Origin of the sequence: Pseudonocardia sp., assembly GCF_025465255.1 — a bacterium.
Classification (GTDB): Bacteria; Actinomycetota; Actinomycetes; order Mycobacteriales; family Pseudonocardiaceae; genus Pseudonocardia.
In genome coordinates this window covers 1-12,134 of sequence record NZ_JAODNI010000198.1, presented here as the reverse complement: position 1 = coordinate 12,134, position 12,134 = coordinate 1, and the positions used below count along the sequence as shown (strand labels likewise).

The 12,134-nt window shown below is 69.4% G+C and carries 14 protein-coding genes and 1 tRNA gene; 4 read left to right on the top strand and 11 right to left on the bottom strand.

The window, feature by feature from the left end; genetic code table 11:
* A partial coding sequence (locus JWP64_RS23910; RefSeq protein ID WP_297501258.1) for a S1 RNA-binding domain-containing protein occupies positions 1 to 704 on the bottom strand: 704 nt, incomplete at its 3' end.
* 381 nt (positions 705 to 1,085) lie between these two features.
* Here JWP64_RS23910 and JWP64_RS23905 point away from each other — a divergent pair.
* Both JWP64_RS23905 and JWP64_RS23900 read left to right on the top strand, forming a co-directional pair.
* Positions 1,086 to 1,904: a class I SAM-dependent methyltransferase gene (locus tag JWP64_RS23905; protein ID WP_297501255.1), complete on the top strand. Its 819-nt coding sequence runs from the start codon at positions 1,086 to 1,088 to the stop codon at positions 1,902 to 1,904.
* A 118-nt stretch (positions 1,905 to 2,022) separates the two neighbouring features.
* A complete protein-coding gene (locus JWP64_RS23900; protein ID WP_297501261.1) occupies positions 2,023 to 2,418 on the top strand; it encodes a hotdog fold thioesterase in 396 nt (131 codons plus the stop codon).
* A gap of 44 nt (positions 2,419 to 2,462) precedes the next feature.
* On the opposite strand, the gene JWP64_RS23895 is transcribed toward JWP64_RS23900, so the two are convergent.
* The 6 genes from JWP64_RS23895 to JWP64_RS23870 form a co-directional block, all read right to left on the bottom strand.
* Entirely contained in the window at positions 2,463 to 3,188 is a 726-nt protein-coding gene (locus JWP64_RS23895) for an ABC transporter ATP-binding protein (RefSeq protein WP_366890490.1), read from the bottom strand.
* Positions 3,185 to 4,168 (bottom strand): ABC transporter ATP-binding protein, encoded by a 984-nt coding sequence (locus tag JWP64_RS23890; protein ID WP_297501249.1) that lies wholly within the window; start codon positions 4,166 to 4,168, stop codon positions 3,185 to 3,187. The genes JWP64_RS23895 and JWP64_RS23890 overlap by 4 nt, the downstream gene beginning before the upstream one ends.
* Entirely contained in the window at positions 4,165 to 5,919 is a 1,755-nt protein-coding gene (locus JWP64_RS23885; RefSeq protein ID WP_297501246.1) for a branched-chain amino acid ABC transporter permease, read from the bottom strand. The genes JWP64_RS23890 and JWP64_RS23885 overlap by 4 nt, the downstream gene beginning before the upstream one ends.
* Positions 5,920 to 5,924: 5 nt before the next feature.
* A complete protein-coding gene (locus JWP64_RS23880; RefSeq protein ID WP_297501244.1) occupies positions 5,925 to 6,854 on the bottom strand; it encodes a branched-chain amino acid ABC transporter permease in 930 nt (309 codons plus the stop codon).
* 96 nt (positions 6,855 to 6,950) lie between these two features.
* Positions 6,951 to 8,183 (bottom strand): branched-chain amino acid ABC transporter substrate-binding protein, encoded by a 1,233-nt coding sequence (locus tag JWP64_RS23875; RefSeq protein WP_297501241.1) that lies wholly within the window; start codon positions 8,181 to 8,183, stop codon positions 6,951 to 6,953.
* 345 nt (positions 8,184 to 8,528) lie between these two features.
* Entirely contained in the window at positions 8,529 to 9,158 is a 630-nt protein-coding gene (locus tag JWP64_RS23870; RefSeq protein ID WP_297501239.1) for a response regulator, read from the bottom strand.
* A 127-nt stretch (positions 9,159 to 9,285) separates the two neighbouring features.
* Here JWP64_RS23870 and JWP64_RS23865 point away from each other — a divergent pair.
* Positions 9,286 to 9,359: transfer RNA gene (locus JWP64_RS23865), tRNA-Leu, on the top strand.
* A 176-nt stretch (positions 9,360 to 9,535) separates the two neighbouring features.
* Positions 9,536 to 10,237 carry a hypothetical protein gene (locus tag JWP64_RS31665; RefSeq protein WP_366890488.1) on the top strand — a complete coding sequence of 234 codons (702 nt, stop codon included), beginning with the start codon at positions 9,536 to 9,538 and terminating at the stop codon, positions 10,235 to 10,237.
* Here the strand turns inward: JWP64_RS31665 and JWP64_RS23860 are convergent.
* From JWP64_RS23860 to JWP64_RS23845, 4 genes are all read right to left on the bottom strand, one after another.
* Positions 10,218 to 10,340: a hypothetical protein gene (locus JWP64_RS23860; RefSeq protein WP_297501236.1), complete on the bottom strand. Its 123-nt coding sequence runs from the start codon at positions 10,338 to 10,340 to the stop codon at positions 10,218 to 10,220. The two genes, JWP64_RS31665 and JWP64_RS23860, sit on opposite strands and share 20 nt — an antisense overlap.
* 269 nt (positions 10,341 to 10,609) lie before the next feature.
* Positions 10,610 to 11,176: an MOSC domain-containing protein gene (locus JWP64_RS23855; RefSeq protein ID WP_297501233.1), complete on the bottom strand. Its 567-nt coding sequence runs from the start codon at positions 11,174 to 11,176 to the stop codon at positions 10,610 to 10,612.
* Between the two features lie 41 nt (positions 11,177 to 11,217).
* Positions 11,218 to 11,418, bottom strand: coding sequence for an MOSC N-terminal beta barrel domain-containing protein (locus JWP64_RS23850; RefSeq protein WP_297501230.1), 201 nt, complete (start codon positions 11,416 to 11,418; stop codon positions 11,218 to 11,220).
* Positions 11,419 to 11,670: 252 nt separating this feature from the next.
* Positions 11,671 to 11,862, bottom strand: coding sequence for a hypothetical protein (locus JWP64_RS23845; protein WP_297501227.1), 192 nt, complete (start codon positions 11,860 to 11,862; stop codon positions 11,671 to 11,673).
* Positions 11,863 to 12,134: the final 272 nt, after the last annotated feature.

Below are 12,134 nucleotides of genomic sequence, written 5' to 3'. Positions count from 1 at the left end.
CCACCGAGGTCGACGAACGCACCGAAGTTGACCACCGAGGAGACGACGCCCTTGCGCACCTGGCCGCGGGCCAGCGGGTTGAGGAACTCGCTGCGGACCTCGGACTGGGTCTGCTCCAGCCACGCGCGGCGGGACAGGACCACGTTGTTGCGGTTCTTGTCCAGCTCGATGATCTTGGCCTCGATCTTGCGGCCGACGTACGGCTGCAGATCGCGGACGCGGCGCATCTCGACCAGCGAGGCCGGGAGGAAGCCGCGGAGCCCGATGTCCAGGATCAGGCCGCCCTTGACGACCTCGATGACGGTGCCCTCGACCGGCTCGTCGGCATCCTTGAGCTCCACGATCGTGCCCAAGGCGCGCTCGTACTGCGCACGCTTCTTGGACAGGATCAGCCGGCCCTCCTTGTCCTCCTTCTGGAGGACCAGGGCCTCGACGAACTCGCCGACCGAGACGACCTCGGCCGGGTCGACGTCGTGCTTGATCGAGAGCTCGCGGGAGGGGATGACGCCCTCGGTCTTGTAACCGATGTCGAGCAGGACCTCGTCACGGTCGACCTTGACGATGGTGCCCTCGACGATGTCGCCATCGTTGAAGTACTTGATCGTCAGATCGATGGCGGCGAGGAAGTCCTCCTCCGACCCGATGTCGTTGATGGCGACCTGCGGGCTCGTGTGGGTCGGGGCGGCGGTGGTGTCGGTGGACATGTAGTGGGGTGCTCCGGTGGATGTCATCGTGGTGGCCGCTTCTGCGACCTTCTGGTGGTGTCTAGCCGTGACTGGTGGTGCGTGTGACAGTCACCCTCGATCGTCGGTTCCGTGGTCTGGGCTGACGGGTTCCGCTCTGCCGAACCCGGTGTGCCCGTAGCGGTTTGCGAACCACCGTTACGTTGACCACAGTGCGCTCGTCATGCTACGCGGGTCGGGATCAGCAGGGCAATGCGGCCCCCTCGTTCCGAACTGGGACGATCCGGTGGTGGAACGCGGTTCGAGCATGCTCTGTACAACATCATCCATGACCGAGCTTGCGAGGGCATCATCGGCACAGCGCCTGTGGGCAGCGCAGAGCCCGCGCAGCGGGCGAGTGCGATGAGTGCCGAGGAAGTTCTCGGCACCGCCGGGGTCGCGCGGCGGGCCGTCGGGTCCGAGGAGTCCGAGCGCGCGAGCCGGGCCTGGTGGGACGCCGATGCGGACGATTACCTCGCCGAGCACGCCCGGGACATCGGCGATGCGGACTTCGTGTGGTGCCCCGAGGGGCTGCGCGAGGCGGACGCCGGGCTCCTCGGCGACGTCCGGGGCGCGCGGGTCCTCGAGATCGGCTGCGGCTCCGCACCCTGCGCGCGCTGGCTGCGGGCCCGCGGGGCGCGCTCCGTCGCCCTGGACCTGTCCCGCGGGATGCTGCGGCACGCGGCCGAGCTGAACGCGTCGACCGGGATCGCGGTGCCGCTGGTCCAGGCGGGCGCCGAGCGCCTGCCCTTCGCCGACGGGACGTTCGACGTCGTGTGCTCGGCCTTCGGCGCCGTCCCGTTCGTCGCCGAGCCCGTGACCGTGATGCGCGAGGCGTTCCGGGTGCTGCGGCCCGGGGGGCGCTGGGTGTTCGCGGTGAACCACCCCATGCGCTGGATGTTCTCCGACGACCCCGGGCCGGACGGGCTGACCGTCACCCAGTCGTACTTCGACCGGACCCCCTACGTGGAGGTCGACGACGAGGGCCGCGCCACGTACGTCGAGCACCACCGGACGCTCGGGGACCGGATCCGGGACGTGACGGCCGCCGGCCTCGTGCTGGACGACCTCGTCGAGCCGGAGTGGCCCGAGGGGCACGAGCGGGTGTGGGGCCAGTGGTCGCCGCTGCGGGGCGAGCTCTTCCCGGGTACCTCGATCTTCGTGACGCACCGGCCGCGCTGACGCACGGGTTCGCGGGCAGGCGCACGAGCCGTGCGCCTGTGCGCGATCCCACGGACCTGTGCGGGAGCGGCCGGTCTAGGGTCTCCCGGTGCCGATCGACGCCTCCGAGCTGCCCGAGATGAAGCCCGAGATGCTCGCCGAGCAGCTCGCCGAGAAGATGGGGATCGAGATCGTCAGCCGGTCCCTCGAGGAGGTCGTCGGCCGGATGCCCGTCGCGGGCAACCGCCAGCCGTACGGCCTGATGCACGGGGGCGCCAGCGGTGTGCTGGCGGAGACCCTCGGCTCGACGCTCTCGGCGCTGCACGCGCTGCCCGAGCGGTTCCCCGTCGGCCTGGAGCTGGCGTGCACGCACCACCGCGCGGCGACGGACGGCTGGGTCACCGGGGTGGCGCGGCCGCTCCACGTCGGCCGCAGCACCTCGACCACGGAGATCGTGCTGACCGACGACCAGGGCCACCGGATCTGCACGGCGAAGCTGACCTGCCTGCACCGGGACACCCTCCCCGGCGGGTGAGCCTCCGCCGCTCGGGCGTCGGAGAGACGCCCGAGCGGCACGGATCAGGTGGACGCACCCTCGCCGAGGTAGGCCTCCTGGACCCGCGGGTCCGCGAGGAGCTCGCGGCCCGTGCCGGAGAGCGTGGTGCGGCCCAGGTCGATCACGTAGGCCTTGTCCGACAGGGCCAGCGCGGAGAGCGCGTTCTGCTCGACCAGCAGCACCGTGGTGCCCGCGTCCCGCAGCTCCTTCACCGTGTCGAAGATCTTCTGCGTCATGATCGGCGAGAGGCCCATCGACGGCTCGTCGAGCATGAGCAGCTTCGGGCTGGACATGAGCGCGCGGCCGATCGCCAGCATCTGCTGCTCGCCGCCGGAGAACAGGCCCGCCTTGTTGCCCCGCCGCTCCCCCAGCACCGGGAACAGGTCGTAGACGCGCTGCATGTCCTTCAGCACGCCGGCCTCGTCCTTGCGGGTGTAGGCCCCGAGACGCAGGTTCTCCTCGACGCTCATCCGCGCGAAGAGCCGGCGGCCCTCCGGGCTGTGCGCGACGCCCTTCGAGAGGATCTGGTGTGCAGGGAGCTTCTGGATCGGCTCGCCGTTGAGCAGGATCTCTCCCGACACCGGCCGCAGCAGGCCCGAGACGGTGCGCAGGGTCGTCGTCTTCCCGGCCCCGTTGCTGCCGATGAGGCTGACGATCTCGCCCTGTTCGACGTCGAACGAGACGCCGCGGACGGCCTGGATCGCACCGTAGGCGACGACCAGGTCGCGGACGGAGAGGAACGCCATCAGCCCGTACTTCCTTCCTGCAGACCTGATCCGCCTGTGCCCGATCCCGTGGTGGCCCCGGCGTGGATCTGCGCCTCGATCTCCTCGGGCGGTGCGCCCAGGTAGGCCTCGACGACGCGGGGGTCGCCGCGCACCTCGTCCGGCGAGCCCTCCACGAGCAGTTCGCCCTGCACCAGCACGAGCACCCGGTCGCACAGGGTGAAGATGAACTTCGTGTCGTGCTCGATCACCACGACCGAGACGCCGAGGTCCCGGATCGCGAAGATCAGCTGCCGGGTGGCCTCGGTCTCCTGCGCGTTCATCCCGGCCGTCGGCTCGTCGAGCAGGAGCACCGACGGGTCCGTGGCCAGCGCGCGGGCGATCTCGAGCCGCCGCTGGTCGCCGTAGGGCAGGTTGCGGGCGAGCTCGTCGGAGAACCGGCCGAGGCCGACGAACGCGAGCAGCTTCTCCGCCCGGTCGTGCGCCTCCGCCTCGCTCTTCCGGAACCGCGGACCGTGCAGCAGCGACGAGAGCGGGCCCTGCTTCATCCGCACGTGCCGGCCGACCAGGACGTTCTCCATGGCCGTCATGCTCGGGAAGAGGCGGATGTTCTGGAACGTCCGCGCCACGCCCGCCTGGGTGACCCGCGCCGGGTCCTTCGGCATGGCCTTCCCGCGCAGGGTGACCTGCCCGGACGTCGGCGAGTACAGCCCGGTGAGACAGTTGAAGAACGTGGTCTTGCCGGCGCCGTTCGGCCCGATCAGGCCGATGATCTCGCCCTCGCCCAGCGAGAACGTGACGTCGTTCAGCGCCCGCAGGCCGCCGAACACCATCGAGACGCCCGACGACTGCAGGATCGGTTCGCGGGTGCCGGTCGCGACGTGCATGTCCTCGGCGAGGACGGCCACGACCTCCTCCGGCGGCGCCTGCAGCTCCGGCGGAAGCTCCTCCCCGGTCGCGGTGCCGACCTTGTCGTCGGGGCTCGTCGCCTGCTCCTCGCTCACGGCTCCACCCTCGTCGGCAGGGGCCCGGGGGCCTCCTTGGCGGCGTCCTCGGGTTCCTCGGCCAGCTCCGCGCGGCGGTGCTTGTCCGCCACGATGCCCTGCGGCCTGAACCGCATGATCAGCACGAGCGCGAGGCCGAAGATCAGCAGCCGGTAGTCCGAGAACTCGCGAAGCTTCTCGGGCAGCACGAACAGGATCGACGCGCCGAGCACCGCGCCCGGGATCGTCCCCATGCCGCCGAGGATGACCGCGGAGAGCAGGGTCACCGACTCCAGGAAGCGGAAGCTGTCGTAGGCGACGACGCCGGTCTTGTGCGCGAAGAACGCGCCGGCGAGGCCGGCCAGCGTGGCGCCGAGCAGGAACGCGAGGATCTTGATCGGGCCGGTGCGGATGCCCATGGCGCTCGCCGCGTCCTCGTCCTCCCGGATGGCGATCCACGCCCGTCCGAGCCGCGAGTTCTTCAGGTTGCCGAACACCAGCATCACGCCGGCGACCAGCAGGACGATCAGCACGTAGTACATGACGCCCGAGGGCAGCTGGACGGACCCGATGGTGATCGACTCGTTGAACCGGAAGTCCCCCACCGCGACCGCCGGGATGTTCGGGATCGCGTTCGCCCCGCCCGTCAGGCCGCCGATGTTGTTCTGCGCGCTGCGCACGAAGATCTCACCGAAGGCCAGGGTGACGATCGCGAGGTAGTCCCCGCGCACCCGGAGCGTCGGCGAGCCGACGATCGCGCCGAAGATGCCGGCGACGACCGCCGAGATGACCATGACCAGAACGAACGGCAGGTGGATCCCGACGGCCGAGGCCGTGGCGCCGGACAGGTTCGCCGCGACGAACGCGCCGATGCCGAGGAACGCGACGTAGCCGAGGTCGAGCAGGCCGGCGAGCCCGACGACGATGTTCAGCCCGATGGCCGTCGCCGCGTAGACACCGATGTTCGACGCGACCGTCATCCAGTACTCGGTGCCCGCGCTGGTCAGCGGGAGCCCCAGCGCCACGATCAGGAGGACGATCACGCTGAACACCCGGTGGCGTTCGGAGAGCGTCGCCACGTAGCCCAGCAGGCCGGACGCGTTCAGGCCGGCGAACGCGCCGCCCGCCGCGCCGAGGAAGGACAGGAACACCGCGCCCGAATAGGGGTTGACGACGCCGCCCTGGCCGCCGCTGGTGAGGGCCGCGGCCACGACGAGCAGCATCAGCACGAAGATCACGACGAGCAGCAGCCACTCGACCCAGAGCGGAAGGTTCCAGTCGAGCTCGGGCCGGGGTTCCACCCCGCCGGCCGCACTGCCCAGGATGGCGAGCACGCCGCCGATCAGGGCGACGACCGACCCGAACGCCACCGCGCCGTCCGCGGCGGTGATCGCGCCGAGCCCGCCGCCCTCGACGGTGATGTAGAGGCCGTTGATGACGGCCACCGCGACGATCCCGATGCCCAGGTTGCGGACGATCCTGTTGGCCGCCGGCACCCGGACCGCGGCGACGACGATCGTCGCGAGCCCGAGGATCACCAGGTGCAGTCGGAAGCCGGTGAAGCCGAAGGGCAGTGTGGCGAGCTCGGGGTAGGCACCCTGGTTGAGCACGAAGGTCGCCCACGGCAGCTGGGAGCCGAGGATCGCGACGACGCCGCCGACGATCCCGAGGAGACGCGCCCGCGGGGCGAGCGCGCCGAGCAGGCCCGCGAGCCGGCCCGTGTGCCGCGGCGGTGCCGTCTCGGGCGTCGACGCGGGAGGTGCTTCGGTCACGGCGGTCATGCTCGGACCCTCTCCGTCTCGCCGAAGAAGCCCTGCGGCCGGAACACCAGGACGATGATCAGCACGACGAAGATCCAGACGTAGTCGTAGGCGGTGCCGCCGGGCAGGTACTGCCCGCCGAGCGCCTTGACCAGGCCGATGACGAGGCCACCGATCACCGCGCCGCGAATGTTGCCGATCCCGCCGAGCACCGCCGCGGTGAACGCGAAGATGCCGTTCTGGAAGCCCATGTCGATGTTGATGTTGTTCAGGTAGCTGCCGTAGAGCACGCCCGCGACGCCGGCGAGCGCGCCGCCGATCGCGAACGTGAGGACGATGATGCGGTCCGGGTCGACGCCCATCAAGCGGGCGACGTCGCGGTCCTGCGACGTGGCGCGCATCGCGCGGCCCATCCGGGTGCGCTCGATGAACCGCTCGAGGCCGAACGCCAGGACGAGCGAGACCACGATGAGCAGTATGCCCGTGTAGCGGATCGGCACGCCGTCGCCGATCGGGATGATCCACGTGCCCTCGATGAAGAGGTTCGGGAACGGGATAGCCGCCGTCGCGCCGGGGTAGAAGACCCGGACGGCCTCCTGCAGCGCCACCGACACACCGAGCGCGGTGATCAGCGGGGCCAGGCGGGGCGCGTTGCGGAGCGGCCGGTAGGCGAACCGCTCCATCGCGACGGCCACGAGGACCGAGATGAGGGCGCCGCCGACGAGCACGACGGGGAGCGCGAAGTACCAGCGCTGGGCGATGAACGTCGGCATCAGGTAGGTCAGGGTGGCGAGGCCGCCGTAGGCCCCGACCATGAAGATCTCGCCGTGGGCGAAGTTGATCAGCGTGATGATCCCGTAGACCATCGTGTAGCCCAACGCGATCAAGGCGATCAGCGAACCGAGCACCAGCCCGTTCGCGATCTGGGACAGGAACGTGGACAACAAGTGAGGGTTCTCCTCCACCACGTGCAGAGCGGGGACGGGTGTCCCCCCGCCCCCGCTCTGCCGTTCAGATCCGGTCGGTCCCTCCTGGGGCCGACGTCAGCTGGCCTGGAACTCGCCGCTCTCCACCGGGGCGAACTTGCCGCCCTGCACCGAGTAGATGGTCAGCACCTTGTTCGTGGTGTCGCCGTACTGGTCGAAGGAGACCTTGCCGCTCGCGCCGTCGAGGTTGGTGTCCTGGACGGCGGTCAGCAGCGCGCCGCGCGTCGTGTCGCTGAAGGTGCCGGAGCCGACGGCGGTGGTGAGGCCCGAGATGAGCACGTTGGTGGCGTCGTAGGTCAGCGCGCCGTAGGTGCTGTAGGGCTCCTTGTAGCCGGCCGCCGAGTAGGCGTCGATGAACGCCTTGGCGCTGGGCAGCTGGTCCGCGGGGGCGCCGACGCTGGTCGCCAGGTCGCCCTCACGGCCGCCGAGCGACACGTAGGTCTCGTCCTGGATGCCGTCGCCGCCCATCAGCGGAACGTTGAGGCCGGCGGCGGCGAGCTGCTTCGAGAGCGGGCCCGCGACCGGGTACTCGCCGCCGTAGTAGACCGCGTCCGGGTTGAGCGGGCGGATCTTGGAGATGACGCCGGAGAAGTCCGTGTCCTTCTCGCCGACCTTCTCCTGCGCGACGACCGTGGCGCCGCGCTTCTGCGCCTCGGCCGCGAAGGCCGCCGCCAGGCCGGCCCCGTAGGTCTTGCCGTCGTCGATCACGGCGATGTTCTTCTTGGCGGCCTTGCCGACGAGGTACTGCGCGGCGAACGGGCCCTGCACGGCGTCCGTGGTGGCCACGCGGAAGTACGTCGGGTTGGGCCGGGACGGGGAGGCGGGGTTGTCGCCCTGGGTCAGCGACGGGTTGGTGTTCGCCGGCGAGATCTCGACGATCTTCTTCTGCGCCAGGATCGGGGCGACCGACTGGGCGGTGGAGGAGTTCAGCGTGCCGATGACGCCGACGACCTTCGGGTCGGACGCGAGCTTCGTCGCGGCCTGACCGGCGATCTGGGCGGTCGCCTGGTCGTCCTCGGCCTGGAGCGCGAGCTTGTAGCCCGGGACCTTGCACGCCTGGTTCGCCTGGTTCACCGCGAGGTCCGCGGAGTTCTTCATGCCGAGACCGAGGGCCGAGAGCCCACCGGAGAGCGGCGCGACGAAACCGACCACGAGCGTGCCCTTGCTCGTGTCGCAGGACGAGCCGCTGCTGGCGCCGCCCGTCTCCGTCCGGTTCGTGGAGCAGGCCGTCAGCGCGAGCGCCCCGGCGAGCAAGGCGGCAGTCGCGACGACCGTCCGCTTCCGATCCATGTCATGTCCTTCCGTGCAACCACGTCGACGGCGGCCCCGACGCCACCGGGCCCCCGCGGAGCTGCCGAGAGCGTCGCGGACGTTAGGTCACCGACGGGTTCCGCGTCACCACACCGCCTGGGCTCTTTACCAGACCGCAACCGGATTCAGCGTTCCGTGACCGTCGTTCTACATGCCGTGACTTCAAGGTCACGATCCGATGGCAGGCAAGATCATAAGGTGACGGCCTGAGCTGCGGGAAACCGCTTACCTTTGCTTACGATCGTGTGTCGTCGACGTGTCCGCCACGTACGACGAAAGCCGCCCCGACGGTGTCGGGACGGCTTTCGCGAGTGGAGCGGGAGGTCACGCCTTCGGGGTGGCGAGGCCCTCGATGACGGCCTCGGAGACCGCCTTCATCGTGGTGCGGCGGTCCATGGCGGTGCGCTGGATCCAGCGGAACGCCTCGGGCTCGGTCATGTTCTGCCGCGCCATCAGCAGGCCCTTGGCGCGGTCGACGACCTTGCGGGTCTCGAACCGGTCGTTGAGCGAGGCGACCTCGTCCTCGAGCGCGCGCTTCTCCGCGAACCGGGAGACCGCCAGCTCGATCGCGGGCACGAGCTCGTGCCGCGCGAACGGCTTGACCAGGTACGCCATCGCGCCGGCGTCACGGGCCCGCTCGATGAGGTCGCGCTGGCTGAACGCGGTGAGCATGACGACGGGAGCGATCTTCTCCTCGACGATCTCCGCCGCCGCCTCGATGCCGTCCTTCTTGGGCATCTTGACGTCCATGATCACGAGATCCGGCTTGAGCTCGCGGGCCATCTGCACCGCGGCCTCGCCGTCGGGGGCCTCCCCCGCGATCTGATAACCCTCTTCGCCTAGCATCTCGGTCAGGTCGAGGCGGATCAGCGCCTCATCCTCGACGACGAGGACGCGCCAACCGACGGCCGGTCGGTCCTCGGCGTGCTGTTCCTCGGATACCTGCTGGCTCACCGGAGCTTCTCCTTCAACGGACGGGTCGAACGCAAGGCTCGATGCTACCGGGATAAGGTGAACATCCCCGAGGTAATTCGGTACTTCGTGTGCGGAAACACTGCACGCGAGGTGCGGAGAACACCGGGCCCCCGTAGCCCAATCGGCAGAGGCAGCGGACTCAAAATCCGCCCAGTGTGAGTTCGAATCTCACCGGGGGCACGTAAGCTGAGCAGCGGAAACGCTGCTCAGCATGATCGCGGTTCGGGGCTCTGGTCCATCTATCTGTCCATCTAGCAGGGAACGGCCGGCCGCTACCGTCCCGGGGTGTCACGAGGTCCGAGCCACCAGCCAGCCGGCGCCGAGGAAGCATCCGAAAGCGTGGCGGGACGCTGTAGATCCGGGTCTTCTCCGGGGTCGACCCCGCCACGGGTCGGAAGTCGTACCTCGCGGCGAGCGTCCGTGGAGTAGACAGGGCCGCCTACAGAGCCGCTGACAAGGAGCTCACGCGCCTGCTGAGCCAGGTCGATCAGCAGCGGAACGTTGCGAGCTCGGTCGGGTTCGCCGAGGCTACCGAGGAGTGGCTTCCTACCACTGAGCTGGAGGAAAGCAGCCGCCGCACCTACCGCGGCTACCTCGACCGAACCTTGATCCCCGCTCTCGGTGACACCCCGCTCCGCACCATCGACCCGCGCATCCTTGAGCAGCTCTACGTCGACCTCCGTCGGTGCCGGCACCGTTGCACACCCACCCGAAGGACCAACAGGGAACGACGAGGAACAGCAGGGAACGCTCTCCCCACACCACGGCACACCTGCTCGCCGCTCGCCGCGTCCACGGTCCGCCAGATGCACTGGATCGTCAGCGGCACCATGGGCACCGCTGTCCGCTGGGGCTGGCTAGGCCGGGACGGCGGTCGAGGAGTATCTCGGCGATGGCCTGTCGCACGCAGGCGCCGGAGCAGGCCCGGAGGTGATCTTGTTGTTTGGTCATACCCGCCGAACGGGCCCTGTTCATCCTCGACCGAAGCCGAACTCGCGCCCGTGGGAGCGGCAGCTGAGCACAACGCTGCCCGCATCATCACATGGCGCTGGCGATGAGTAGGCCGACGACGAGCGCGACGACGACCGCCGCCAGTAACCAGGCCGCGGCGTGGAGGCGCGCGAAGGTCGCTTTGACCACGGGCCCAGGCGGGCTGGTCACGCGGTGAGGCGGACCGGCGCCGGTGGCGAGCGTGCACCAGGACGGTTCGCGTCCACCCATTACGGCGTTAGGGGAACGAAGCACACCTAACGGCCCGGAACTCATAAGGGGTAGCTCTCAGGGCCATCGTTGCCCCGCAAGGTCAACTCGTACAGGAGCGGCGCATCAACCCCGCTCCGCGCCTGCGGAGTCTTCAGGGTTACCCACCCGTTCCAATCCATGAGGCGGCCAGCGCTCGAGGTCGAGTGAGCTCCTGCGATCCGGGCGGATCAGGTGAGAGTGACGGCGTCACCTCGCCGGACCGTCCCGCCCTGGCGTACCTCCGCGTACACGCCGACGTTGACGTCGTCGTGTCGGGCTGCGGTGCGCAGGATCTCTCTGTCCCTGGGCAGGTCGCCCTGCGGGAGCGTCGTCATCACGCAACGCGGGCAGGGGTCGGTCACGTCCAGGACGGCCCCGTCGCCGATCTGCATCTGCCGGCCCACCCACTTGTTCTCCGCGAACTCGGCGACATCATCGCCGACCTGTACCACGATGTTGGGCCGGAACCGCCGAACCTCGAAGCGCCCCTGCGGGTAGAGCTCACGGAGCCGGTTGATCGTGCTGGTGGTGAGCACGTGCACGCTTGCGAGGTCGAAGAACGTGCCGACGGGCATGGCCTCGTCGGTGACGGTCTCCTGGTGGTCCAACTCCGCCATGTCGGGCCAGTACTCCTCCAGCGTCGGTTGCGGCGCCCCGGCGGCCTCCAGCGTCACGCGCCTGCCGAGGGCGGCGGAGACGATCTCGGAGAAGTCGGTGTCCTCCGAACTGACCACCGAGCCGTCGGGGAGCGTCACCGCGACCGGCGGGAGCGGCCTGTCCGGCTCCGGTGGCGCGGTCAACGACCCCGGAAGTCGAACATGGCCGGCCACTTCCTCGGGTCCTTGGCGCTCACCACCTTGCCCGTCTCGACATCGACGAGAGCAAGGGCACGATCACCCAGCAGGCCACGCCCGCTGAGGTGGGACGCGTTGAGTTCCTCACCCTGCATCGACTTCAGCGGGTACCGCCACAACGAGACAACCACTCCGTCGGCCATGCCGACCCTCCTTACCTCCGGCGCGCTGGGCAGGCGGCCACCTATACGCAGTCGCAGCAGTTCCCGCATCACCCGAAGAAGGTGAGCGGTGCCTGAGATCGAATGGCGCCACCTCGCAAGCCCGCGATCACCACCAGTCAAATGGTCGGTTCGCGTGTCAAGCATGTCCTGAGACTCGACATGTCCCGCTCTGCATGTCTGGTCCCAGGTGATGGTTGACGTTCCTGTCTCACCTGATGGTTGACGTTCGGGCTAGGAAACTGAGGGTGTTCGGAGCTTAGTGACTTTCCAGCGTCGGACGGGGTCGGTGGTGGTGCGTCGGACGGTGCGGTGTTGGCCGTCGGGCAGCTCGATGGTCAGGGTGGTGTCGGAGACGTGGACGTCGACGACGGTGTGGGCGTAGGTGCGGCCGAGGGAGACGAACTGGCGGACGACGGCGATCACGCCGGTGTTCGAGGCGCGGCGTTGGACGGTGATCGGCTCGATGGCTGGGCGCGGGGGTGGCCCTGCGGGGCGGGAGCCGCGCAGGTGGCGGGCCTGTTCGAAGGTGAGCGGGTTCGGGCGGGTGCGTAGCAGTTCTCGGCTGTGCGGGTCGAAGAACAGCAGGGTGTGTTCCTCGATGCGGGATCGTGACTCGGCGGCCTCCGAGGATCTCCGCGGCGACGATCAGGCGTCCTGCGAGGGCGACGGTGCCGGTGCGTGACACGGTCCGGTCG

Excerpts from the sequence above, each read along its gene's own strand:
- JWP64_RS23905 (WP_297501255.1), top strand. The coding sequence starts at position 1,086 with ATGAGTGCCGAGGAAGTTCTCGGCACCGCCGGGGTCGCGCGGCGGGCC.
- JWP64_RS23900 (WP_297501261.1), top strand. The coding sequence starts at position 2,023 with ATGAAGCCCGAGATGCTCGCCGAGCAGCTCGCCGAGAAGATGGGGATC.
- JWP64_RS23875 (WP_297501241.1), bottom strand. The coding sequence starts at position 8,183 with ATGGATCGGAAGCGGACGGTCGTCGCGACTGCCGCCTTGCTCGCCGGG.
- JWP64_RS23850 (WP_297501230.1), bottom strand. The coding sequence starts at position 11,418 with ATGGCCGACGGAGTGGTTGTCTCGTTGTGGCGGTACCCGCTGAAGTCG.